Annotated in this window: 24 protein-coding genes and 5 tRNA genes; 26 read left to right on the top strand and 3 right to left on the bottom strand. The window is 50.7% G+C overall.

The window, feature by feature from the left end; translation table 11 throughout:
• Window positions 1-56: 56 nt before the first annotated feature.
• From DNK57_RS06010 to sucC, 8 genes are all read left to right on the top strand, one after another.
• Window positions 57-932, top strand: coding sequence for a hypothetical protein (locus DNK57_RS06010; protein ID WP_226891099.1), 876 nt, complete (start codon window positions 57-59; stop codon window positions 930-932).
• Window positions 933-963: 31 nt separating this feature from the next.
• Window positions 964-1686: a class E sortase gene (locus tag DNK57_RS06005; protein WP_192962093.1), complete on the top strand. Its 723-nt coding sequence runs from the start codon at window positions 964-966 to the stop codon at window positions 1684-1686.
• A 26-nt stretch (window positions 1687-1712) separates the two neighbouring features.
• On the top strand, window positions 1713-2078 hold the full coding sequence (locus DNK57_RS06000; RefSeq protein ID WP_192962092.1) for a dihydroneopterin aldolase family protein: 366 nt from the start codon (window positions 1713-1715) through the stop codon (window positions 2076-2078).
• 225 nt (window positions 2079-2303) lie between these two features.
• Window positions 2304-2507, top strand: coding sequence for a 4Fe-4S dicluster domain-containing protein (locus DNK57_RS05995; protein WP_192962091.1), 204 nt, complete (start codon window positions 2304-2306; stop codon window positions 2505-2507).
• Window positions 2500-3630 (top strand): 2-oxoacid:acceptor oxidoreductase subunit alpha, encoded by a 1131-nt coding sequence (locus DNK57_RS05990; RefSeq protein WP_192962311.1) that lies wholly within the window; start codon window positions 2500-2502, stop codon window positions 3628-3630. Before DNK57_RS05995 ends, DNK57_RS05990 begins: the two co-directional genes overlap by 8 nt.
• A gap of 10 nt (window positions 3631-3640) precedes the next feature.
• The gene (gene korB, locus DNK57_RS05985; RefSeq protein WP_192962090.1) at window positions 3641-4498 is read left to right on the top strand and encodes a 2-oxoglutarate synthase subunit KorB; all 858 of its coding nucleotides are present in this window, start codon (window positions 3641-3643) and stop codon (window positions 4496-4498) included.
• Between the two features lies 1 nt (window position 4499).
• Window positions 4500-5054, top strand: a complete 555-nt coding sequence (locus tag DNK57_RS05980; protein WP_320056871.1) for a 2-oxoacid:ferredoxin oxidoreductase subunit gamma — start codon at window positions 4500-4502, stop codon at window positions 5052-5054.
• Window positions 5055-6155, top strand: a complete 1101-nt coding sequence (sucC, locus tag DNK57_RS05975; RefSeq protein ID WP_192962088.1) for an ADP-forming succinate--CoA ligase subunit beta — start codon at window positions 5055-5057, stop codon at window positions 6153-6155.
• Window positions 6156-6262: 107 nt separating this feature from the next.
• Here the strand turns inward: sucC and DNK57_RS05970 are convergent, their stop codons facing one another.
• The 3 genes from DNK57_RS05970 to twy1 all read right to left on the bottom strand — a co-directional run bounded on the left by DNK57_RS05970 (window position 6263) and on the right by twy1 (window position 9281).
• Window positions 6263-7348: a hypothetical protein gene (locus tag DNK57_RS05970; protein ID WP_192962087.1), complete on the bottom strand. Its 1086-nt coding sequence runs from the start codon at window positions 7346-7348 to the stop codon at window positions 6263-6265.
• A gap of 104 nt (window positions 7349-7452) precedes the next feature.
• On the bottom strand, window positions 7453-8313 hold the full coding sequence (locus DNK57_RS05965; protein WP_192962086.1) for a DUF1002 domain-containing protein: 861 nt from the start codon (window positions 8311-8313) through the stop codon (window positions 7453-7455).
• 53 nt (window positions 8314-8366) lie between these two features.
• Complete coding sequence (gene twy1 / locus DNK57_RS05960) at window positions 8367-9281, bottom strand: 4-demethylwyosine synthase TYW1 (RefSeq protein ID WP_192962310.1); 915 nt, start codon at window positions 9279-9281, stop codon at window positions 8367-8369.
• 604 nt (window positions 9282-9885) lie between these two features.
• Here twy1 and DNK57_RS05955 point away from each other — a divergent pair.
• The 18 genes from DNK57_RS05955 (at window position 9886) to DNK57_RS05870 (ending at window position 24918) form a co-directional block, all read left to right on the top strand.
• Window positions 9886-10530 (top strand): transglutaminase-like domain-containing protein, encoded by a 645-nt coding sequence (locus DNK57_RS05955; protein ID WP_320056870.1) that lies wholly within the window; start codon window positions 9886-9888, stop codon window positions 10528-10530.
• Between the two features lie 174 nt (window positions 10531-10704).
• Window positions 10705-11394, top strand: coding sequence for a triose-phosphate isomerase (gene tpiA, locus DNK57_RS05950; RefSeq protein WP_192962085.1), 690 nt, complete (start codon window positions 10705-10707; stop codon window positions 11392-11394).
• A gap of 11 nt (window positions 11395-11405) precedes the next feature.
• A complete protein-coding gene (locus DNK57_RS05945) occupies window positions 11406-12626 on the top strand; it encodes a phosphoglycerate kinase (protein WP_192962084.1) in 1221 nt (406 codons plus the stop codon).
• A 40-nt stretch (window positions 12627-12666) separates the two neighbouring features.
• A tRNA-Thr gene (locus DNK57_RS05940) sits at window positions 12667-12740 on the top strand.
• A gap of 7 nt (window positions 12741-12747) precedes the next feature.
• Window positions 12748-12822 (top strand) — tRNA-Pro (locus tag DNK57_RS05935).
• Between the two features lie 44 nt (window positions 12823-12866).
• Window positions 12867-12939 (top strand) — tRNA-Tyr (locus tag DNK57_RS05930).
• A 128-nt stretch (window positions 12940-13067) separates the two neighbouring features.
• Window positions 13068-13139, top strand: a tRNA-Asp gene (locus DNK57_RS05925).
• Between the two features lie 8 nt (window positions 13140-13147).
• A tRNA-Lys gene (locus DNK57_RS05920) sits at window positions 13148-13221 on the top strand.
• A 42-nt stretch (window positions 13222-13263) separates the two neighbouring features.
• Window positions 13264-13497, top strand: a complete 234-nt coding sequence (locus DNK57_RS05915) for a DNA-directed RNA polymerase subunit H (RefSeq protein ID WP_192962083.1) — start codon at window positions 13264-13266, stop codon at window positions 13495-13497.
• 58 nt (window positions 13498-13555) lie between these two features.
• Window positions 13556-15100 carry a DNA-directed RNA polymerase subunit B'' gene (locus tag DNK57_RS05910; RefSeq protein ID WP_192962082.1) on the top strand — a complete coding sequence of 515 codons (1545 nt, stop codon included), beginning with the start codon at window positions 13556-13558 and terminating at the stop codon, window positions 15098-15100.
• Between the two features lie 22 nt (window positions 15101-15122).
• Window positions 15123-16934 carry a DNA-directed RNA polymerase subunit B gene (rpoB, locus tag DNK57_RS05905; protein WP_192962081.1) on the top strand — a complete coding sequence of 604 codons (1812 nt, stop codon included), beginning with the start codon at window positions 15123-15125 and terminating at the stop codon, window positions 16932-16934.
• Window positions 16935-16972: 38 nt separating this feature from the next.
• A complete protein-coding gene (rpoA1, locus tag DNK57_RS05900) occupies window positions 16973-19585 on the top strand; it encodes a DNA-directed RNA polymerase subunit A' (protein ID WP_192962080.1) in 2613 nt (870 codons plus the stop codon).
• A gap of 138 nt (window positions 19586-19723) precedes the next feature.
• Window positions 19724-20950, top strand: coding sequence for a DNA-directed RNA polymerase subunit A'' (rpoA2, locus tag DNK57_RS05895; RefSeq protein WP_226891179.1), 1227 nt, complete (start codon window positions 19724-19726; stop codon window positions 20948-20950).
• A gap of 10 nt (window positions 20951-20960) precedes the next feature.
• The gene (locus tag DNK57_RS05890) at window positions 20961-21257 is read left to right on the top strand and encodes a 50S ribosomal protein L30e (RefSeq protein WP_010876679.1); all 297 of its coding nucleotides are present in this window, start codon (window positions 20961-20963) and stop codon (window positions 21255-21257) included.
• 6 nt (window positions 21258-21263) lie between these two features.
• Entirely contained in the window at window positions 21264-21695 is a 432-nt protein-coding gene (locus DNK57_RS05885; protein ID WP_192962079.1) for a NusA-like transcription termination signal-binding factor, read from the top strand.
• 21 nt (window positions 21696-21716) lie between these two features.
• Window positions 21717-22142: a 30S ribosomal protein S12 gene (locus DNK57_RS05880; RefSeq protein ID WP_010876681.1), complete on the top strand. Its 426-nt coding sequence runs from the start codon at window positions 21717-21719 to the stop codon at window positions 22140-22142.
• 5 nt (window positions 22143-22147) lie between these two features.
• Window positions 22148-22708 carry a 30S ribosomal protein S7 gene (rpsG, locus tag DNK57_RS05875; RefSeq protein WP_192962078.1) on the top strand — a complete coding sequence of 187 codons (561 nt, stop codon included), beginning with the start codon at window positions 22148-22150 and terminating at the stop codon, window positions 22706-22708.
• A 17-nt stretch (window positions 22709-22725) separates the two neighbouring features.
• Window positions 22726-24918, top strand: coding sequence for an elongation factor EF-2 (locus DNK57_RS05870; RefSeq protein WP_192962077.1), 2193 nt, complete (start codon window positions 22726-22728; stop codon window positions 24916-24918).
• The last annotated feature ends 62 nt before the right edge of the window (window positions 24919-24980 follow it).

Raw genomic sequence — 24980 nt, 5'->3', positions numbered from 1 at the left:
CGTTTATGAAAAAATGGTTGTGCATGGCTATACTGACAATATTTATTATTTCTGTCATGGGAGTCTCAGATACCGGCTCAGCTGCAAAGCAGACCTGGGTCAAGGAGAAGCCAGAGGCGACAAGTTTCAGGCTGAAGGACCTCACCGCAGTTATCACCGTCAGGATAAAGAATAACGACAACAACGTCCAGTACTTCAAGATAGGGCAGGTATACCAGGGAAGTCTCTCTGAGAACAGCACCATAAGATGGCTCATCCAGTGGACAGACCCTGCAGCGGTCAAGATGGTTAAATCAAGGACCCCCCAGCTTGGAGGGGACTACGGATGGAAGATAAAACCCGGGGAAACAAAGACCGTCTCCTTCGGTCTTCAGGCCACAGGTGACATGGGGGAGATACCCAGCTACATCATAAACGTTGAATCTGATGACAGTAACTACTGGCCCCTCATAAACGAACCAGGTCTCATGGCCTCCTGGTTCATGCCAAATGAGATAGAGGTGCTGAACCCATCACTTGACCTCAAATACTGGAAGGGCACCTTCGGATTCACACTGGTAAATCTTGATGAGGAAACAGTCTCCGGAATAGTTAGGGCCCCAATCGCCCCTGCCAACTCCAAGCTCATATACAGCAGCCCGAAGGCCTTCGTGGATGACGACCTCTTTGTGGGTACACAGGTGGCTGCCTGGGATGTCACCATGGAACCAGAGACATCACAGAGGTTTGTCTACACCTATGAATGGCCAGCCAAGGTCAGTGGTAATGGCTCAACTGGCAGCGGATACTATCCTCCAGGTACCCTCTCTGGATCCACAGGCCCATCAACACCGTCCACTTCAGGAGCTAAAACAGGTGCTCCCTACGGGCCCCTTGTGATTGGTGTGCTGGTAACAGCCGCCGCAGTTGCATACACAAGGATCATACGCTGATCCAACCACAAAACTTTTCATTTTTCAGAAAATGAGAGCATCAACCCTTCTGATAATCACCGGCATGTTCATAGTATCCCTCTACGCCCTCATTGAGGTGAGTTTTTATTCATCCCAGGTAACCGTTCACAGCCCTGACGTCAGTGTTCCTATTATTGAAATACCATCCATAAACCTCACAGAGACCATCAACAACAGGTCAGTCTTCTATGGGGTGTACCATGAACCCATGTCCTACCCTCCCGGAAACCGGACCGTTATACTCTTCGGGCACAGGACCCTCTATGGATCACCATTCCTCCACCTGGATAAACTCAGGGCAGGGGACAGGGTATACCTGAACTGGCCGTCCATAGGATTCGCTGAATACCGCGTCAACAGTTCATTCATCGTACCTGCATCCTACCAGATGCCAGTGAATCAGGGCGCTAAACTTTTCCTCATAACATGCCACCCCCTGGGATCCACCAGGGAGCGGCTGATAGTTGAGTGTCACCTGGAGAATATAAAGCCATACCAGAGGAATATCCGGGTTGACAACCCCAAGGGCTACTACGCCATCCTGATAATCCTTGGCTTCCTAGCTGCAGGGCTCCTGGTTACACACTTCTACCCTGTTGATGAGGACCGGAGGTTCCTCCTTGCCGCGGTCATCGGATTGACCGTATTCCTGGTGCTGGGATACCTGTTCCCCATACCACCAGAATTCATATCTGATAGGCTCATGGAATTCAACAACATCCTCGGCGTTTGAAGTAAGTAGAGTTAAAGGTGTTTGATATGAAGGAACCTGGAGAGAAGTACTTTTCAAACCTTTCAGACAGGGAGAGGGCCATATTTGAGGGAGGCATAAGTATGGGGGCCCTCTTCCACCAGTTCACCGGGACACCTGTCAGCCTCAGGACAGCCGATGGACTTGAGAGTGCCATCAGTGAATCCATAAAACTTCAGCCAGCCATCAGGGACGCTGAGGTCCATATAGACAGGGATATGATCAGAAAAACTGTCGGGGAATTCGGTTACGTGTCCCTGACAGGGGAGATGCTAAGTGTGAGGCTGACCGTGGAGTGCGGTTCAGAGAGGATCAGAGTCCGTATGGAGTACATAGAGGAACTCAAATACCCGCTGATGTACATAGAGGACTGAGCAAAATAGCTATATGCTGGTGGACCCGGCTCATCATGACTGCACTGATCGGATAAAATTATGCAGAACAGATAGCTATGTACTGGTGGACCAGTATTTGACTCCCCTACCCTTGAAGGGAAACACGAGATATTATTATAATTTGATTTATAGATAATATTATCTTGATTAATTATTTAAATTCTGAAGGCAAAGCTAAGATAAGAACCATGATGGAAGATGACCATGATAAAGATAGATTCAGATCTCTGTAAGGGATGTGACATATGCAGGGAGTTCTGCCCCGAAGGGGTCTATGTTAGATCAGAGGAACTCAACAGGAAGGGTGTGCATGAGCCAGTCCCCAAGAATCTGGAAGAATGCACGGGATGCAAGCTCTGCATGCTCCTCTGCCCAGATCAGGCGATAGTGGTGTATGAAGATGACTGAAGAGTACTTCATTCAGGGAAATGATGCCTGCGCACGTGGAGCCATAAAGGCAGGTTGCAGGTTCTTCGCCGGCTACCCCATCACCCCATCAACCGAGATAGCAGAGGAAATGGCCCTACTCCTCCCCCGGGAAGGTGGTGTTTTTGTACAGATGGAGGATGAGATAGGGGCCCTGGGGGCTGTTATCGGTGCTGTCTGGAGTGGTGTCAGGGGGATGACCGCCACATCAGGACCCGGGTTTTCCCTCATGCAGGAGCACGTGGGATACGCCGCCATGACAGAAACGCCCCTGGTGATAGTGAACGTCCAGAGGGGCTCACCATCAACAGGACAGCCCACAATGGCATCCCAGAGCGACATGATGCAGGCAAGGTGGGGCTCCCACGGGGACTACGAGATCATAGCACTCTCCCCCTCATCTGTGCAGGAGTGCTTTGATTTCACGGTCCGTGCCTTCAACCTTGCAGAGGAATACAGGGTTCCGGTGATGGTCATGGGGGATGAAATAGTGGGCCACATGAGGGAGAAGATAACCATACCAGACCGTGTGAAGATCAGGAAAAGGAGGGGTCCCTCAGTTCCCCCGGAAGAGTTCCTCCCCTTCAGGGCCCCGGAGGATGGTGTCCCGGAGATGCCAGCCTTTGGTGACGGCTACAGGATACCCGTAACGGGGTTAACACACGATGAGAGGGGCTACCCGGACGCATCAAACCCCGAGGGACATCACAGACTGGTTAAGAGGCTCTGTGACAAGATACTCAGGCACCGGGACAGGATAACCGATGTCCATGAGGACCTGACAGAGGATGCTGATATAACTGTTATCTCCTATGGAGCCCCCTCACGTTCAGTTGCAACCGCCGTCAAGATGGCCCGGGAGGAGGGTGTCAGGGCAGGTTACCTGAAGATCAACACTCCATGGCCCTTCCCTGAAAAGGAAGTGAGGGCTGCTGCAGAGAGATCCGGGAAGCTCCTTGTGGTTGAGATGAACCTCGGCCAGATGTTCTATGAGGTTCAGCGTGTTGCCGCAGGGATGGCTGAGGTTGAACTCCTCCCAAAGATTGGTGGAGAGATACACAGGCCAGAGGAGATCCTCAATATGATTCGGAAGATGAACAGATAGGAGTGTTTAGATGGAGAAAAGAGAAAACCCTTACCTAAGGTATCTCAGAAGGGAGAGGCTTCCACACATATTCTGTGCAGGTTGCGGCAATGGAATAGTCCTCAACAGCTTCTTCAAGGGCATGGAGATGGCTGGCCTTGACTTTGAAAACATTGCCATGGTCTCAGGTATAGGCTGCTCCTCAAGGATTCCAGGTTACGTTAACTGTGACTCACTCCACACAACCCATGGAAGGCCCATATCCTTTGCAACCGGTCTCAAGCTCGGCAACCCATCCCTCGACGTGGTTGTATTCACAGGTGATGGTGACGCCGCCGCCATAGGGGGTAACCACCTCATCCATGGTGCGAGGCGGAACATCGACATGACGGTGATCTGTATCAACAACAGCATATATGGGATGACCGGCGGTCAGATAAGCCCCACATCTCCAGAGGGGAGCTATGGGAGCACAGCACCATACGGGGCCCTCGAAGAACCCTTTGACCTTGCAGAACTTGTAACCGCCGCAGGGGCAAGTTATGTAGCCCGATGGACCACCGCACATCCCCTCCAGCTTGCAAACTCCATAAAGAAGGGGCTGAAGAATCGTGGTTTCTCATTCATAGAGGCTGTATCCCAGTGCCCCACCTACTTCGGGAGGAAGAACAGGATGCGCTCCCCGGTGGAGATGATGAAATTCATGAAGGAGAACAGCCTTAACAGGAGGAAGGCCCTTAAGATGGAGCCCCATGAGGTTGAGGGTAAAATCATGGTTGGAGAATTTGTAAACAGGCCTCAGCCTGAACTCTGCGAAAAGATCTGCAGTATGGTCGATGAGAAGTCAGGCAGGGCACCTGCAACAAGAACAGCTTACCGGGATGATTAAAGTGAGGAAAGAAATCAGAATAGCTGGATTCGGTGGACAGGGAGTTATACTTGCAGGCATAGTCCTTGGCAAGGCTGCAAGCCTTTATGATGGCCTATACGCCGTTCAGACCCAGTCCTATGGTCCCGAGGCCAGGGGAGGGGCGTCAAGGGCTGAGGTTGTGATAAGTGACCAGGAAATAGACTACCCCAAGGTCCAGAGCCCGGACATACTCGTTGCCATGTCCCATCAGGCCCTCATGACATACATGGACGACCTCAAGATGGGAGGGACCCTCATAGTTGACCCTGATATGGTTGTTGAGGCTGAAATAGAGGACTTCATCAGGAAACGGAATGTTCAATACTTCAGGGCACCTGCAACAAGAACAGCCGAGGAAAGGGTTGGCATAACCATCGTCGCCAACATGGTCATGATGGGAGCCCTCACCGAGGCAACAGGGATCGTTAGCGTCAGGGCCGCTGAGGAGGCCATAAAGGACAGCGTACCGCCAGGCACCGAGGAGAAGAACCTCATGGCATTCCAGGCCGGCCGTGAACTTATTGGAGGGAAATAGATGAAATTCTATGAGTACAGCGCCAAGGAGATATTCAGGGCCGAGGGTATAAACACGCCCCGTGGAGGTGTTGCAGAGACCCCTGAAGAAGCTGAAAGGATAGCCGCTGAACTGGGGTGTGAGGTTGCAGTCAAATCCCAGGTCCTTACAGGTGGGAGGGGGAAGGCAGGTGGTATAAGGTTCGCATCCCCCTCCACTGCCGCCGAGGTTACAGGGGACCTCCTTTCATCAGAGGTCCGTGGTGAAGCAGTTGAGAAGGTCCTCATAGAGGAGAAGATACCCATAGACCGGGAGCTCTATGTGAGTGCCGTCATTGACCGGACAGCGAAGAAGCCCCTCATAATGGCCAGCGCAGAGGGTGGTGTTGATATAGAGGAACTGGCAGCAAGCTCCCCCGAGAAGATCGTGCGCTACCATGTAAACCCCCTCGATGAGTTCCTCCCCTATGAGGCCAGGGAGATCGCAAGGAAGATGGGACTTGAAAGTGAACTTATACCCCCGGTTGGTGGAGTGATCTGGAAACTGTATCATCTCTTCAGGAAGTACGATGCCAGGCTTGCAGAGATAAACCCCCTTGTAATATCAGGGGATAAGGTCATTGCAGCTGATGCAAAGCTGGAGGTGGATGACGACTCCATTTACCGCCACAGAGAATTTATGGAAATGGATGAGTATGAGCCTGAGGAGTTTGCCTTCGTAAAGCTCGACGGAGATGTTGCGGTTATAGGCAACGGTGCAGGGTTAACCCTCACCGCAATGGACCTCATAAAACTGAAGGGTGGGGAACCTGCCACCTTCCTCGACATCGGTGGTGGTGCCTCAGAGGACGTCATAAGGAGAGCCCTTGACCTTGTCATATCCCATCCCTCAGTGCGGGTTGTATTCCTGAACGTCCTTGGCGGTATAACGAGGGCCGATGATGTTGCCAGGGGTGTTGTGAACGCCCTGAGGGATGCCAGGAGAAACGTCCCCCTTGTGATACGCCTGACCGGAACCAATGAGGAGGAGGGTCAGAGGATCCTCAGGGAGGCCGGGATCCCCTTCGAGACGTCCCTCGAGAGGGCTGCTGAGAAGGCTGTGGAGATATCAAAGACCCTCTAAGTTCTATTCTCCCCTTCTGATTTTTTCTGAGACATTAAATGCCTGAATTCTACCCTTTTATGATTTTTTCTATCCCTGCAGCATCTGTTTTTATGTGCATTAGTTCATCAGGGGATGGTCCTCTTAACGGTGACTGTGTGGGCCATGACAAGGGCCGATATTATTATATAGGTCAGGAGGGCTGCTGAGTTAAATGACCTGTTGAATATGAAGAGTCCCACAATGCTCTGTGAAAGGAAAGCTGCAAGGGACCCTATGAGGAGAGCCTCTCTCCCAAGATACATCCTGCTACCGTTAAGCCTCTGCTCCTGATATTTCCTTAGAACCGTTAAACCAGAGAATGTGACGATCATGACCCATGATAGGAGGAACAGGAGCCCGAAGAATCCTGCATCAAAGGCCACCGCAAATATACCGGGTAGCATGTAGTCAATGTAGTCCTTCTTAACCACCAGGACCCCATAGAATATGTGGTATGGGAGCCCCAGGTTCTGGATCATGGTTACGGGCAGAGTGATGTATCCATCGGCACCGCCCAGGCAGGCAGATTTCCAGTAACAGGAACCCTGCACATGCCCCCAGAAGGTCGTATTTTTAAGTACCAGTGAAAGGCTTGGAACCGTGTTCTCCTCGAGCCTAGTGATCCTCAGCATTGGACTCAGAACACTCTTATTGAGGACCCTTGAGAGGAACTCAAGGAGGGCGAATCCAGCCACACCCGCAAGGATGAATGATATGACTGAATTTCTGGTTATTCTAGTGCTCCTCCTGAAACTCTTTGACATCAAAAGATAACCGAAGGCCCATCCCAGCAGCCAGAGCACCAGGAATGACCTGTGCATCAGTCCACCGGAAATGGCTATTACGAAGAATAGTAGAAGGGAAAGCTTCTTAACGGATGCTGATCCTATACCTGCCTCTGTGAGGAGGTTTGAGGATGCAACCATTGTAACCCAGAATAAAACCGCGAAGGGCCCGAATGGGTGGGTGAATTCATGGTGTGATAGGAAGGGTAGGAGAAGGAATGCTGCGTCAGCTGAGAATATAAGTGCGAGTATTACTGTCAGGACTGTGCCCAGGAACATGACAAGGCTGAGGGGCACCGCCACCACATTGAAGAGCAGAATTATGCCGACGTGGATTATCAATGCAACTTCCAGGATGAACTGAAGGTTATTCTGAGCTATCAACATAATTAGGAGATATTGTATAATCCTCAATATATATTATGGTCCCTGATTGCTGATTTAAGGGTCCGTTTCCGGAAGGTAATCCATGAACTGCACTCTAAAAATTTTTATGGGGATGCGATCCCCATGATATAGTTGTAGATGCTCTGCAGGAAGGCGTATATCTGGTCCAGTATACCTGACCCTCCGACCTGCTGGCTAACACCCTCCAGCCTCTGTTTGAATTCTGTGAGGTTTCCCTGAACCCTCTGTGATGCTGCAACCGAATCAGCCACCTGCTGGACCTGTGTATCTGTGAGGTTAATGTTCATCTGCTGTGATACATCAACCACGACCCTCTGTATGTCTGTGGGGTCCTGGAGGTTCTGATCCCGGGTCCTGTTTTTAACCTCATCGAAGAGCTCAGCCACCCTATCCCCTGTGGTGTTGGTCTCGTTCACAAGGCTGCTCTGGAGGTATATCTCCTCAACAGATGCCCTCTTGGCCTCCTCTGGTATCTGCTCTCCAACTGCAACCTCATATGATTTCAGGACCCCTGCAAGTGCAGCCTCCCCTGATGCAGGTACCGGGGAGGTTACAACAACGTAGCCACGATCTATCCCGGATGACCTGAGGGCGCTTGCATACATTTCAGGTGTTACAACCCGTATCTTACTGGTATCCACCGAGACCTTGATCCCGTCCCTGTAGGAGAGGTCCACCATTGCACAGGACAGTATCTGCGATGGTGAATATACACGGCCAGTTACCCCCCTTGAAACCTCGTTGACCTCTGATGCTGTTACAACCTTAACATTGGCACCCTGAAGGTCCCTATCTGTCTTTGATTTGAAGTAATCCATCACGGCACTTTTGTATGATGGATTGCTGTTTGTGGCCTCCCCCAGTGTCACAGAAAACCCTGAAACCGCAAATACGGGGGCGGCCACAAGGAATGCTATTAGCAGTAATGGAATAGCCTGCCTCATAAATTACCACCTCATTATTAATTATCGTGGAGGAATTATTTAATGCTGGTCTCCTAAGCCAGAAGAACCACCCTGCTCTCCCGTGACCCATCCACAATTTCCATTCCAGATGCAGCTGCAAGTTCCTCTGCAAATTCATGGACCTCATAGAAGAGGGGCATGTTCTCTATATCAAGGCGTCTGCGTGAGTAGCCTATGTACATGTAGGCCTTCACCTCAACAAAGTCTGGCCTGGCCGCCTCTATCATCCTGGCGAAGCCCTCAGGATCCTTCATGTTGATGTTCCTCACCGCTGTGATTCTGATGACCTTCCTGCAGTTGAATGATGGCATGAGTTCAAGGGAACCTTTGAGAAGATCCCAGGCCCCAGGTACCTGTGGCCTGCAGATTTCCTCGTAGGTGTCCCTTTCAGGGGCGTCGAGGGATATGTAGAGCTGTGTGGGTTCCTCAGAAAGTTTCTCAAGGTTCATGGGTGCCAGTCCATTGGTTACAAGGAACGTTGTGAAGTTTCTCCTGTGAAATTCCCTCAGGAGTCCATCCATGTCAGGGTAGAGCATCGGTTCCCCTGCAAGTGATATGGCTGCATTTGTCGGATCCTGAGACTCCATCACCTTGATTTTATCTGCTCTTTCGTTGCCAAGGTATCCGCATAACAGTTTCCTCTGCGCCTCTATTGCCCCCTCAATTATATCTGCCGGTTCATCATGGGGGCCATCCCATGTTTTTCCTGTTGATGAGAGGTCCCTCCAGCAGAACAGACATTTCTGCTGGCAGAATGGCACACTTGGAGACATCTGGAGGCATCTGTGGCTCCTGATTCCATAGAATTTCTCTTTGTAGCATGCTCCCTCGTTGACTATGCTCTTCTTTGTCCAGAGGCAAGTTTTAACCGCTGAGTGTCTGTGCTCTCCCACGAAGCGGTATCCCATCCTCTCCATTCTCCTTCTCTGAGATTCTTCCAGGTACATTGCCAACCCATCTCTCACATTTTTCCATCTCTCTTCGATATGATTTCTGTAGCTCCATTTAAATAATATATGTAAGAACATGAACTCCGCCTTCAATTTCTTCTGCACTTCCGGGCTCCATTTATAAATTATGTAAGGGGACAAATCATGTGCATCCAATCCACAACCTGCAGAAATGATGAGAATATAATCTCTAAATGTCCCCATTTTTAATTGTTTAAAATCCTTCTTTTCAGATTATAAGGCCCATGAAGAGTCTCTGATGCAATCAGATCTATTAAAATGCCCTTAATTATAAGTGCAGTTCTAATTGGATTTAAAAGACTTTTATGCTTTTCCAAGGCCACATATTCCGTATTCAAGAAAAATAAGGCCTTTTAACAGATTATCGAGGGCCTGTCATCAATTCTTGATCAGAGTCCTCCGAATGGTAAAAAAAGCATTATATAAGCCTTTTTGTCTTATTCTGGAAACAAAGGTTTATATATGGTTGTGATGTGATTAAGGTTCATGGTAAGGTCGGCGGGTAGACCCCGCCATCAGTGGAGGCGGTAAGATTAAGAGACACTCGCGTTACCTCGCTCTGCTTGCACTTGCAGTAGCAGTGAGTACCATACCAATCGGGGAGATGGGATTTTCAGAAGCCGGTGGCGATAAGATAACAGCAAAGTCCACTTCCCTCCCAAAGGTTGATGCGGCATCCAAGTACAAGAGGTACACAAAGGTCCATGCTTCAAGGGACACCTCAAAGAAGTACAGCTACAGGACTTCAACAAAGAAGAAGTACAGAACAAAGGCTGCCTATAAGACAAAGACAAGGAAAAAATACAGGGGCCATGCAGCCTACACCACAACAGCCAGAAAAGCGTACACAAGGGCTGTGAGCTCCGAGGAACTCAATGACCTCCAGGGCGATGAGGGCCTTGAGAAGCTTGCATCCTACATCAACAAAAACCTGAACCACAGATCAGGCGGCCCACACACAGCTGAAGGCGTTGAGAAGACAGGATACGGGGACTGCTGGGGACTCTCTGACTGGGCTGCCAGGAAACTTGCAGCAAACGGCTACAAGGTTAAGGTCGTGCAGGGTGCAACCTCAGCATCATCAAGGCACAGGTGGCTCCACGTCTACTCAGAGGATCGGTGGACAAGCTTTGAACCGTCACTGGTAACCAAACGCTATGGAAGTAAACATTATACTGCAACCTGTGGTCGCGCAACAACCGTTGTTAAGACCTACAACATGTAGTATAATGTTTACGCTTTATTTTTTTACTGCCTTTTCACCAATAATATGGTTTCTGCCCGGCACAGCCACAACATGAGTATATGACAAACAAAAAAACCAAACCCGGCAGATCAGCACCATCCACCATATTTTTATAATGCACCTCAGTCATACTATGAGATATCCATTACAATCATGCTGGAGGATTTGGAGTTGAAGGACACACCCATCGTCATACTGAATTTTAAAACATACCTCGAATCAACAGGTGAAAGAGCCCTTGAACTTGCATCAACATGCCAGGAGGTGGCAGATGAGACCGGCGTTAACATGGCTGTGGCACCGCAGCACATGGATCTCCACCGGGTGAGTGGGGCTGTGGAAATACCTGTACTGGCACAGCACATAGACCCCGTTGATGCAGGTGGACACACAGGGAGCGTCCTTGCAGAGTGCGCCAGGGCCTCAGGTGCAGATGGTACCCTCATAAACCATTCCGAGAGGAGGATGCAGCTTGCAGACATCGAATGGGTTGTATCAAGGATGAGGGAACTTGAGATGATGTCGGTGGTGTGCACAAACAACGTCATGACAACTGCTGCTGCCGCCGCCCTTGGACCTGACTTCGTGGCTGTTGAACCACCTGAACTCATAGGATCCGGGATACCGGTGTCAAAGGCCGAACCTGAGGTTATAACCGGAAGTGTTGATGCGGTTAGGAGGGTGAACCCTGAAGTCAGTGTGCTCTGCGGTGCAGGAATATCCACAGGCGATGACCTGAAGGCTGCTGTTGAACTGGGGGCCGAGGGTGTTCTACTTGCATCAGGAATTATCCTGGCTGAAAGTCCACGGGACGCCCTTCTGGACCTTGTAAGCAAAGTCTGATGGTGATCCAGGTGTCCTGTAAATTTAAAACCATGGATGACATTGAAGTTACGGGAAAGACCGTACTTGTCCGTGTTGACATAAATTCGCCTGTTGACCCCAATGATGGGACCATACTCGATGATACAAGGATCAGGTTACATTCAGAGACCATAAGGGAACTCTCAGAGAGGGGTGCCAGGACAATTGTGATGGCCCACCAGAGCAGGCCCGGAAAGAACGATTTCACAACACTGGAACAACATGCCCGGGTACTTTCAGAGATACTGGGGAGGCCCGTCAGGTACGTTGAGGACATATTCGGGTCCTCTGCAAGGGAGAGCATCTCAGGGCTGGAGGATGGTGAGATAATCCTCCTTGAGAACGTCCGCTTCTACTCAGAGGAGGTCCTCAAGAGGGACCCTGAGGAGCAGGCAGAGACCCACCTGGTTAGAAAGCTGGCACCACTCCTGGACTACTTCATCAATGACGCCTTTGCGGCGGCCCACAGGTCCCAGCCTTCCCTTGTTGGCTTTGCACTGAGGGTGCCCTCGGCTGCGGGTCGTGTGATGGAAAGGGAACTCCGTACACTTCAGGGAGCCCTAGAGAATGTTGAAAGGCCATGTGTCTATGTCCTGGGTGGGGTGAAGGTTGATGACTCCATAATGGTCATGAAGAACGTCCTTGAAAACGGCAGCGCAGACCTTGTTCTCACAACAGGGCTTGTTGCCAACATATTCCTGGCTGGCTGCGGAGTTAAGATAGGTAAGGTAAATATGGACTTCATCAGGAGCAGGGGATACTGTGACTTCATCAAGGTGGCGAAGAAACTGAAGAAGCGCTTCCCTGAAAAGATACTTGTACCTGTGGATGTGGCTGTCTGCAGGGAGGGTAAGAGGGTTGATGTCCCTGTTAAAAAGATACCCAACTATCCCATACAGGACATCGGGATGGAAACCATAAAGCTCTACGCCAGGAGGATACGTGAGGCCAGTACCCTCTTTGCAAATGGACCTGCAGGTGTATTCGAGAACCCTGAATTCAGCATAGGGACCGAGGACATACTGAATGCAATATCCTCATCAGAGGGTTTCTCAATAATAGGTGGTGGTCACCTCGCTGCTGCAGCCGTGAAGATGGGCTTTGAGGACAGGATAAACCATATCAGCAGCGGCGGCGGCGCCAGCATAAGTTTACTTGCGGGGGAGGAGCTTCCAGCAGTTAGGGTGCTTGAGGAATCCATGCAACCCTAACCACAAACTATATAAATGAGTAGTTACTAACATTGGAAATGCCTCGGTAGCTCAGTCTGGTGGAGCGCGAGACTTGTAATCTCGTGGTCGCGGGTTCAATTCCCGTCCGGGGCTTCAGAAAGGGACCATAGGGTAGCTTGGTCGATCCTTTGGGCTTTGGGAGCCTGAGACCCCGGTTCAAATCCGGGTGGTCCCATCCACAAAGCTTAAATATACATCATGTCCAACGATGTATATCAACCCGCCTTAGCTCAATTGGCAGAGCATCGGACTGTAGATCCGAGGGTTGCTGGTTCAAGTCCGGCAGGCGGGACTTCACAAAATGGTGTGAAAGCTTTAAATACCAGAAAAATAGAACTCATAACATGTATGTCATACAGCAATGGAAAAGTATATAAGCAGGTAACGAGAGAACATGATATGCTCTCATTCTGGAGACCTGCCCTGGTGGTGTAGGGGCTATCATGCGGGCCTGTCGAGCCCGCGACTCGGGTTCAATTCCCGGCCAGGGCGTTCCTCGAGGGCCCGTAGCTCAGTCTGGCAGAGCGCTTGGCTTTTAACCAAGTGGTCGCGGGTTCAATTCCCGTCGGGCCCGCTATCTAATTTTACTGTGACTTTTTATCTGGAGGACTAAATTGTGAAGAGGGAGATCTTGAAACACCAGCTGGTTCCGGAACACGTAGTTTTGAATGAATCTGAAGCAAAGAGGGTGCTTAAAGAGCTCGATGCGCATCCAGAACAGCTTCCAAAAATAAAAACAACAGACCCTGTGGCCAAGGCCATAGGTGCCAGGAGGGGGGATATAGTGAAGATAATCCGTAAAAGTCCGACTGCAGAGGAATTCGTAACTTACAGGCTTGTTCAGGACTAGTTTTTAAGATTAGCGCTGCAGGATCATTTCATCATTTAATTTGTTTTGGAGGAAGTCCATGAAAAAAAGTGCATGGGGATTGGTAGACGCGTTTTTTGATAAATACGACCTGGTGGACCACCACATCCATTCATACAACGACTTCGTTAGTAACCGCATACAGGAGATAATAGATACAAGTGAACCCATAGAACTGGAGCAGGGAAAGTACCGGGTTGAGACAGGAAAGGTTAGCATAGAGAAGCCCTTCATCAAGGAGGCCGACGGTTCAAAGAGCAAGATATATCCCACGGAGGCAAGGCTGAGGAACCTCACATACTCGGCCCACATGAGCCTGGAGATGAGGCTCATCAAGGAGGGCGGGCCTGAAACAGAATTTGAGAAGGTGTACATCGGTGAACTGCCTGTGATGCTGAAATCCGAGATATGCCACCTCCATGGCCTCAACAGAAAGGAACTCATTGAGAAGGGCGAGGACCCTGCAGACCCGGGAGGTTACTTCATTGTTAACGGATCAGAGAGGTCCATCGTCACAATGGAGGAGATAGCCCCCAACAAGATAATCCTTGAGAGAATCGGCGAAGAGGATGAAAACAGGGCGAGGGCAATAGTAACATCCATAAGGAGCGGATTCAGGGCCAGAATATCCCTCGAGTACCGTAAGCCAAGGAAGACCGGTGTTTTCCTGAGGATATCCTTCCCATACGTTCCAGGGGAAATCCCACTTGTCATACTACTCAGGGCCCTTGGACTTGCAACTGACCAGCAAATCATCACAGCCATATCAGACGACTTCAACTACCAGATGATAGCTGCAGACGATATACAGGTCTCCCTTGAAAAGCTCAACCTCAACAAAAAGGAGATGGATGAGCTTGATGAAGAGGATATGAAGGAGTACCTCATAAGAAGCGCCATAAAGTACATCGGTAACCGGGTCGCCAAGGGCATGACCGAGGACTACCGTATAAAAAGGGCTGAAGACGTTATAGACCGCTACCTCCTGCCCCATATAGGAACAGGACCCGAAAAGAGGCTCGAGAAGGCAACATACCTTGCTGAGATGACCGAGATGCTCCTGCAGGTCATATCAGGGGAGCGCAAACCCCATGACAAGGACCACTACACGAACAAGAGGCTCAGGGTTTCAGGCGACCTCATGGAGGACCTCCTAAGGGTGGCCTTCACAAGTCTCAGCAGGGATATGAGCTACCAGCTCGAGAGGAGCCTTGCGAGGGGTAAGGAGCCGTCCGTCAAGCAGGCTGTGAGATCCGATGTGCTGACAGAGAACCTCAAACACGCCATTGCAACCGGTAACTGGGTTGGTGGAAGGGCAGGTGTGAGCCAGCTGCTGGACAGGACAAGTTACATGGGTACACTCTCACACATGAGGAGGGTCGTTTCACCCCTCAGCAGGAGCCAGCCACACTTCGAGGCAAGGGACCTTCACCCGACCCAGTTCGGTAAGATCTGTCCTAATGAGACCCCTGAGGGTCCAAACTGTGGTCTTGTTAAGAACCTCGCCCTGCTGGCAAAGATATCCGAGGGCTCAGATGCCAGTGAGGTGGAGGAGATCATAAAAAAGATGGGGGTTGTGAACTAATTTTTCACCGGGAGGCTGTTAAGTGAGTAAAACCAAAATCTACATTAACGGGAAGCTTATAGGGAGCTGTGAAAACCCTGAAGAATTTGTTGAAGAGATGAGGGAGAAGAGAAGATCAGGAGAAGTCTCCCCTGAAATGAACATAACCCATTACCCTGAAAATCATGAGATATACATATTCACAGACCCTGGAAGGGCCAGGAGGCCCCTTATCATAGTTAAGGACGGGGACCCCCTACTCACAGACGAACACCTTGAAAGGCTGGAATCAGGTGAAATGTCATGGGACGACCTCATAGCTGAGGGTGTAATAGAGTACCTGGATGCAGAGGAGGAAGAAAACTCCTACATAGCCATGAGCCCCGATGAGGTCACCGACGAGCACACACACCTCGAAATAGACCCATCCACCATGCTCGGTATCTGTGCAGGTATCATCCCCTTTGCAAACCACAACTCATCACCAAGGAACACCATGGAGGCGGGGATGACCAAGCAGGCCCTTGGTCTCTACGCATCAAACTATGACCTTAGGACAGATACGCGTGCACACCTCCTCCACCACCCCCAGGTCCCAATAGTCAAGACAAGGATAATAGATGTAACAGGCTACGATGAAAGACCATCAGGTCAGAACTTCGTTGTTGCTGTAATGTCCTATGAGGGCTACAACATGGAGGACGCCCTCATACTCAACAAGGCATCCCTCGAGAGGGGCCTTGCAAGGTCCTCATTCTTCAGGTCCTATGAGGCCGCCGAGAGGAGATACCCTGGTGGTCAGGAGGACCGCTTCGAGATACCGGAGAAGGGCGTCAGGGGCTACAGGTCAGAGAGCGACTACAGGCACCTTGACGAGGACGGCATAATAAACCCCGAGACAGAGGTGTCATCAGGCGACGTCCTGATAGGTAAAACATCACCTCCACGTTTCCTTGAAGAGATAGATGAATTCGGGACCGTGGCAGAACGAAGAAGGGAAACATCAGTAACTGTACGCCATGGAGAAAGGGGTATAGTAGACGCTGTCCTGCTCACAGAAACCGTTGAGGGTAGCAGACTCGCCAAGATCAGGGTCAGGGAACAGAGACAGCCCGAACTCGGTGACAAGTTCGCCTCAAGGCACGGTCAGAAGGGGGTTGTCGGACTCATAGTATCCCAGGAGGACATGCCATTCACCGAGGACGGAGTAGTCCCGGACCTCATAGTAAACCCCCATGCCATACCATCAAGGATGTCTGTGGGACAGGTCCTTGAGATGCTGGCAGGTAAGGCTGCCTGCATGGAGGGCCGCAGGGTGGATGGAACACCCTTCACAGGTGAAGACGAAGATGACATAAAGGAGGCCCTCAGGGCAAATGGATTTGAAAGTGCAGGTGTTGAATCACTCTACAACGGCATAACCGGTGAGAGGATAGAGGCTGAAATATTCATTGGAGTGGCTTACTACCAGAAACTGCACCACATGACAACAGACAAGGTGTATGCACGATCCAGGGGTCCGGTCCAGGTCCTCACAAGACAGCCCACAGAGGGAAGGGCAAGGGAAGGAGGTCTCAGATTCGGTGAAATGGAAAGGGACTGCCTCATCGCACATGGAGCTGCCCTCGCCCTTAAGGAGAGACTTCTTGATGAATCAGACAAATATGAGGCACTGGTATGTGCAGAGTGTGGTATGGTGGCAGTCTATGACAAGATAAGGGACAAGAAGTACTGTCCAATATGTGAGGACTCGGAATCATTCCCTGTGGAGGTATCATACGCCTTCAAATTACTGCTGGACGAACTCAAGAGTCTCTGCATCTTCCCGAAACTCATACTGGAAGATAAGGCATGATGATGAATTTAAGGGAATAAATCAAAGGAGAGAATACCTTGAGAGGAATTTTAAAGAAAATTTCCCAGATAAACTTTGGCCTCATGTCCCCCGAGGACATCAGGAAGATGTCCGTGGCCCAGATCGTCACCCCGGACACCTATGACGAGGATGGGTACCCCATAGAGAACGGGCTGATGGATCCCAGGCTTGGTGTGATAGACCCAAGCCTCCGCTGCAGGACCTGCGGCGCCAAGGGTGGGGAGTGCCCGGGACACTTCGGAAGCATAAACCTTGCAAGACCCGTCATACACGTGGGATTCGCAGACACCATACACAAGATCCTGCGATCAACGTGCAGAAAATGCAGCAGGGTCCTCCTCACAGAGACTGAAATCGAGGAATACCGTCAGAGGATCCTTGATGCAATGGAGAAGGAGGAAAGCCTCACACCCATAATAAAGGAGATATACACAGAGGCGCGCCGTGATAAGTGCCCCCACTGTGAGGAGGAACAGGAGGAGATCAAACTCGACAAGCCAGTCTCAATCGTCGAGGGAGACTACAAGCTCACAGCCAGTGAGGTGAGGGAGCGTCTTGAGAGGATAAGTGATGACGACGCCCTCATCCTCGGTGTCAACCCCGAGGTTGCAAGGCCAGAATGGATGGTCCTGACAGTCCTCCCGGTCCCCCCTGTAACTGTGAGACCCTCAATCACCCTCGAGACCGGTGAAAGGTCAGAGGACGACCTCACCCATAAACTGGTTGATATACTGAGGATAAACCAGCGCCTCAAGGAGAACATGGAGGCAGGGGCGCCCCAGCTGATCGTGGAGGACCTGTGGGAACTCCTCCAGTACCATGTGACAACCTACTTCGACAATGAGGCCTCAGGTGTCCCCCCTGCAAGGCACCGATCCGGAAGGCCCCTCAAGACCCTGGCCCAGAGGCTCAAGGGTAAGGAGGGACGGTTCAGGAGCAACCTTTCAGGTAAGAGGGTTAACTTCTCTGCCCGTACCGTCATCTCCCCTGACCCCAACATCAGCATAAACGAGGTGGGTGTCCCTGAAATCATAGCCAGGGAGGTCACCGTACCCGTCTACGTCACAGAATGGAACATAGACCGTATGAGGGAGTACATCGAGAACGGGCCGGACATCCACCCGGGAGCCAACTACGTCATAAGACCCGACGGACGCAAGATAAGGATCTACAATGAGACCAAGGAAGTCGTCCTTGAGAACCTCAAACCCGGATACATAGTGGAGAGGCACCTCAAGGACGGTGACATCGTACTCTTTAACCGTCAGCCATCCCTCCACAGGATGTCCATGATGGCCCACGAGGTCCGTGTACTGCCCTACAAGACCTTCCGCCTCAACCTGTGTGTCTGCCCCCCATACAACGCAGACTTTGACGGTGACGAGATGAACATGCACGTGTTCCAGACTGAGGAGTCCCGGGCAGAGGCCAAGACCCTGATGCGTGTCCAGGAGCACATACTATCACCGAGGTTCGGTGGGCCCATAATAGGTGGTATACACGACCATATATCCGGGGCCTACCTCCTCACAAGGAAGAGAGCAGTCTTCAGTGAGGAGAAGGTCTTCCAGATCCTCAAGAAGGCGGGGCTGCCACTTCCAGACAGGAGGGGACGTGACTGGACAGGCAAGGAGATCTTCAGCATGGTTCTCCCCGATGACCTCAACATGGTCTACCGGGCCGAGATCTGCAGGAAGTGCGAGGAATGCCTTGAAATGGAATGTGAAAACGATGCCTACGTTGTGATAGAAAACGGGCAGCTGATTTCAGGGGTCATCGACGAGAAGGCCTACGGTGCCTTCGCAGGTAAGATCCTTGACCACATAGTCAAGGAGTACGGCGCCGACGCCGCAAGGGAATTCCTTGACTCAGCAACCAAGCTCGCAATAGCCGGTATAATGCACGCAGGTTTCACCACAAGTACCAACGATGAGGAGATCCCTGAGGAGGCACGTGAAAGAATAGAGGCCCACCTGCGGAACGCGGAGGCAAGGGTGGACCAGCTCATTGAGGCCTACGAGAACGGTGAACTCGAGCCGCTACCAGGAAGGAGCCTCGAGGAGACTCTGGAGATGAAGATAATGCAGGTCCTCGGTGAAGCAAGGGACAAGTCAGGGGAAATCGCAGAGAGCTACTTTGACATGGACGAGAACCACGCAGTAATCATGGCACTTACAGGTGCAAGGGGTTCAATGCTCAACCTCACCCAGATAACAGCCTGTGTGGGACAGCAGTCAGTCAGGGGTGGCCGTATCAGCAGGGGATACGACAACCGGACACTCCCCCACTTCAAGAAGGGAGAGCTCGGTGCTAAGTCCCGCGGATTCGTGCACTCAAGTTACAAGGAGGGACTTGACCCCATAGAATTCTTCTTCCATGCCATGGGGGGAAGAGAGGGTCTCGTTGATACAGCCATCCGTACAGCTCAGAGCGGTTACATGCAGAGGCGTCTCGTAAACGCCCTCCAGGACCTCACAGTCGATGAGGACGGCAGGGTAGTTGATAACAGGGGTGTTATAATACAGAACCGCTTCGGTGAGGATGGCGTTGATCCGGCAAAGAGTGACTATGGAAGGGTAGTGGACCTCGACAAACTCGTAGAGGAGATAAGGCTCAAGTCAAAGGGGTAAGGTGATTCTGTGCAGGACATTATAGGGAAGATAGAGGATTACTCCTCAAAGAACGGGATCATCCTCCCGGATCCGGTGGTGGAATATGTGGCCCGGATTGCCGATGAGGATAAGCTGAAGGAATCCGAGCTCCAGGAGATGGTGAGGCTCTTCAGCAGAATAGCTGAGAGAAACCAGGGCCTTGAGGATGATGAACTCCTGGATGCAGTGGAGGAGGATTATCAGCGGATACTCAAGGTCCAGGCGCTCGTCAAAAGGAAGAGGGCCAAGTTCCCCCCGAAACTCATTGAGGATATAGCTGAGGCCGTGAAGAAGCATGAACTCAGTGACGATGAACTGGATGAGCTCATAAGAAGTGTCAGGAGAGCCTATGACCGGGCCAGGGTTGAGGCCGGTGAGGCCGTTGGGACGGTGGCAGCCCAGTCAGTGGGTGAGCCAGGTACCCAGATGACAATGCGTACCTTCCACTATGCAGGTGTGGCAGAGCTCAACGTTACACTGGGTCTTCCAAGGCTCATAGAGATCGTTGACGCCAGGAAGAAGATATCCACGCCAACAATGAGCATCTACTTCGAGGGGGACCTCAGGTACGATGAGGAATTCGTGCGAAGGAAGGCCAACAAGATAGGTAAGAGCACCCTGAACGATGTGCTTAAAAATTTCAGCATCCAGTACGCTGACATGTCAGTTGTTGCTGAACTGGATGATGAAAAAATCCAGGAGAAGCACCTTGAATATGATGAGATACTGGCCAAGGTGGAAAAAACTTTTAAGAAAGTAGAAATAGATAACAACACACTGAGATTTGAACCCGCGAAACCCACCATAAGGGAGCTAAGGCTACTCGCAGATAAGGTGAGGAAACTCCAGATAAGCGGGGTTAAAAACATAGGAAAGGTGGTTATCCGTAAAGAGGATGATGAATGGGTAATCCACACTGAGGGTTCAAACCTTGGAGCTGTTCTTAAAGAAGAGGGTGTGGATAAGGTCCGGACTACAACCAACGATATACATGAGATAGAGACAGTCCTGGGCATAGAGGCAGCTAGAAACGCGATAATACACGAAGCAAAGAGGACCATGGAGGAACAGGGGCTAACAGTCGACATAAGGCACATAATGCTCGTTGCAGATATGATGACCGCTGATGGATCTGTCAAGTCCATTGGAAGGCACGGTATTAGTGGTGAAAAAGCAAGCGTTCTTGCAAGGGCTTCTTTTGAGGAAACCGGTAAGCACCTTCTGAGAGCAAGTATCAGGGGCGAGGTGGACCACCTCACCGGTATCATAGAGAACATTATTATAGGGCAACCTATACCCTTGGGTACAGGTTCCGTTAGTGTAGTAATGAAAGAAAGAAAATAGGAGGCAGTAGATGGACATAGATAGAGGAATACGAGTCGCTGTAGATACTGGTAATGTTATCCTTGGATCAAAGAGGACAATTCAGAGCCTCAAACTGGGTAAGGGTAAACTGGTGGTGATGGCCAGCAACATTCCAGAGGACCTCAAGGAGGACATAGAATACTATGCGAAGCTATCAGAGATTCCAGTTTACACCCATGAAGGCACCAGTGTTGAACTGGGCTCTGTCTGCGGTAAACCATTCACCGTGGGGGCCCTCTTAATCCAGGATCCAGGTGATTCAACAATACTGGAAATGGTGGGGTAGGTTGCTGTGACTATCAAATTTACCACAAATGAGATAAGGTACATTGCACTCTTTGAGAGCATGACCGGTGCAATGGTGAAGGACTGCATCGTGGATGATGAAAACGGCAAGGTAACATTCCTTGTCAAGAAGGGCGATATGGGTCTGGCCATAGGCAAAAAGGGAAGCACAGTTGCCAAGGTCCAGAAGGCCCTTGATAAGGGTGTTGAAGTAATAGAACACTCAAACGACCCCGTGGAGTTCATAAAGAACCTCATGGCACCCGCAAAGGTCAGGAGTATCAGGATACTCCAGAAGGAAAACGGTGAAAAGATAGCCACAGTCGAAACAGACCCCAAGAACAAGAGAATCGCCATTGGACGTGGCGGCCAGAACATAGAGAGGGCCAGACTTCTGGCCAGAAGACAGCATAACATAAGCAATATCATAATAAAATAATCTTTACAGGAGGAATCTTATTTGCCAGGACTTTTCGCAGCAAAGAAACTTAAAAGCAAGAGGCAGAAGTTCAAATGGAAGGACACACACTACAAGAGGAGATCACTGCGCCTTGACGTTAAGGCAGACCCCCTTGAGGGAGCACCACAGGCCAGGGGCATAGTGATCGAGAAGGTTGGTATAGAGGCAAAACAGCCAAACTCAGCCATAAGGAAATGTGTCAGGGTCCAGCTCATAAAGAACGGAAAACAGATCACCGCCTTCGCACCTGGAGACGGCGCCATTGGTTTTATCGATGAACACGATGAGGTTGTTGTTGAGGGCATAGGTGGACCTTCAGGAAGGTCCATGGGTGACATACCCGGTGTCAGGTGGAAGGTGACAAAGGTCAACAACGTATCCCTGCAGGAAATGGTTAAAGGGAAAATAGAAAAACCTGTGAGGTAATCCTTATGAGTTTAGTTTTTGATAAATGGGAACTGGACGAGGTCAAGGTTGAGGATATGGGCCTCGCCAAGTACATATGCCTTGACAGCATACTCGTCCCCCACACCATGGGAAGACACGTCAAGAGACAGTTCGCAAAGTCAAAGGTCTCCATTGTTGAGAGGCTCATAAACAAGGTGATGAGGACAGAAAGGAACTCTGGTAAAAAGAACAAGGCCTACAAGATAGTGCAGGAAGCCTTTGAAATCATAAACCGGAGGACAAAGGAGAACCCTGTCCAGGTCCTTGTCAAGGCCGTTGAAAACACCTCACCCAGGGAGGAGACCACAAGGATCAAGTACGGTGGTATAGGTTACCAGGTCGCAGTTGACATCTCCCCCCAGAGGAGGGTGGACCTCTCACTGGGATTCATAACCAAGGGCGCAATGCAGGCAGCATTCAAGAACAAGAAGTCCATAGAGGAGTGCCTTGCGAATGAGATAATGCTGGCTGCAGAGTACGACACAAGAAGCTTCGCGATTCAGAAGAAGGAAGAGAAAGAAAGGATAGCCAGATCCGCACATTAAACTTACAGGTGGTTTTAGTGAGCAGACGTGCAAAAATGATTAGTAAGATTAAGGAGCTCATGTACCAGCCAGAGTACATCCGTAACATCGGTATAGTGGCACACATTGACCACGGGAAAACAACACTCTCCGACAACCTCCTGGCTGGTGCTGGGATGATCTCCGCTGAACTGGCAGGGGATCAGCGCTTCCTTGACTTCGACGAACAGGAACAGGCAAGGGGTATCACCATTGACGCTGCGAACGTCTCAATGGTCCACTCCTACGAGGGAAATGAATACCTCATAAACCTCATCGACACACCAGGTCACGTTGACTTCGGGGGTGACGTTACAAGGGCCATGAGGGCCGTTGACGGTGCAGTTGTTGTTGTATGTGCCGTTGAGGGCATAATGCCCCAGACAGAAACCGTGCTAAGGCAGGCCCTCAAGGAAAACGTGAGACCCGTCCTCTTCATAAACAAGGTTGACAGGCTCATAAACGAACTTAAACTTGACGCCAGTGAGCTCCAGGAGAGGTTCGTGAAGATCATAGCAAATGCAAACAAACTCATCAAGAACATGGCCCCTGAGGAGTTCAGGGACAAATGGCAGGTCCGTGTTGAGGATGGGAGTGTCGCCTTCGGTTCAGCCTACCACAACTGGGCGATAAACGTCCCCATAATGCAGGAGACAGGCATAAACTTCAACGACATCTACGAGTACTGTAAGGGGGACAACCAGAAGGAACTTGCCCAGAAGGTGCCGCTACACCAGGTCCTTCTTGGAATGGTTGTTGAACACCTGCCAAGCCCCGCCGATTCCCAGGCATACAGGGTCCCAATAATATGGTCCGGGGACCTTGAAAGCGAAGAGGGACAGGCCATGCTAAAAACAGACCCTGAAGGCCCCCTTGCAGTGATGGTAACCGATGTGAGTATAGACAAACACGCCGGGGAAGTCGCCACGGGACGTGTCTATGGTGGAACAATAGAGAAGGGAAGCGAGGTCTTCCTTGTGGGTTCCCACAGCAAGGCACGTGTACAGCAGGTCGGTGTCTACATGGGACCAGAGAGGGTTAACACCGACAAGGTCCCTGCAGGTAACATCGTGGCCATAACAGGTGCCAAGAATGCAGTTGCAGGTGAAACAATCTGCGACACCGGCAGGAAGATAAAGGCCTTTGAGGGCCTTGAACACATCTCCGAACCAGTGGTTACAGTTGCAGTTGAGGCCAAGAACACCAAGGACCTTCCAAAGCTCATAGAGGTACTCAGGCAGGTCGGTAAGGAGGACCCAACCGTAAGGGTTGAAATAAACGAGGAGACCGGTGAACACCTCATCTCAGGTATGGGTGAACTCCACCTTGAGATCATAGCCTACAGGATCAACGAGAAGGGTGTTGAGATAGAGACATCAGAACCGATAGTCGTCTACAGGGAGACCGTTGCAGGTACCGCAGGACCCGTTGAGGGTAAATCACCCAACAAACACAACCGCTTCTACATAGAAATTGAACCAGTTGAAGAATCAGTGATGCAAGCTATACAGGAAGGTAAGATAAAAGAAGGTCGTGTAAAGGGTAAGGAGATGGCCAAGAACTTCATAGAGGCAGGTATGGATAAGGAGGAAGCCAGAAGGGTCTGGGATGTCTATGAGAAGAACATCTTCATCAACATGACCCGTGGTATCCAGTACCTCGACGAGATCAAGGAGCTCCTCATGGACGGATTTGAGAGTGCAATGGACAACGGCCCACTGGCCAAGGAGAAGGTCATGGGGGTTAAGATAAAACTCATGGACGCCAAGATCCACGAGGACGCTGTCCACAGGGGTCCCGCACAGGTCCTTCCAGCCATAAGGAAGGGTATATTCGGTGCCATGATGTCTGCAGAGCCAGTGCTCCTTGAACCCATACAGAAGGTATTCATCAACGTGCCACAGGATTACATGGGAAGCGCGACACGTGAGATACAGAACAGGCGTGGACAGATCGTCAACATGACCCAGGAGGGTGACATGGTAACCGTTGAATCCACTGTACCAGTGGCGGAGATGTTTGGATTCGCAGGCGATATCAGGTCAGCCACCGAGGGACGATGTCTCTGGTCAACAGAGAACGCTGGATTCGAGAGACTTCCAAACGAACTGCAGCACACCATAATAAGGGAGGTAAGGACCAGGAAGGGTCTGAGTCCTGAACCCTACAGGGCAGACCACTACCTGGGTTAATCCCATTAAACTTATATAATTAAAAAGAATATAGGAAATTACCTTAGACAAACAGCATGCCC

Source organism: Methanothermobacter thermautotrophicus, from assembly GCF_014889545.1.
GTDB lineage: Archaea > Methanobacteriota > Methanobacteria > Methanobacteriales > Methanothermobacteraceae > Methanothermobacter > Methanothermobacter thermautotrophicus_A.
The sequence above is the reverse complement of the archived record's forward strand: the minus strand, read 5'-3'. Positions and strand labels throughout refer to the sequence as shown.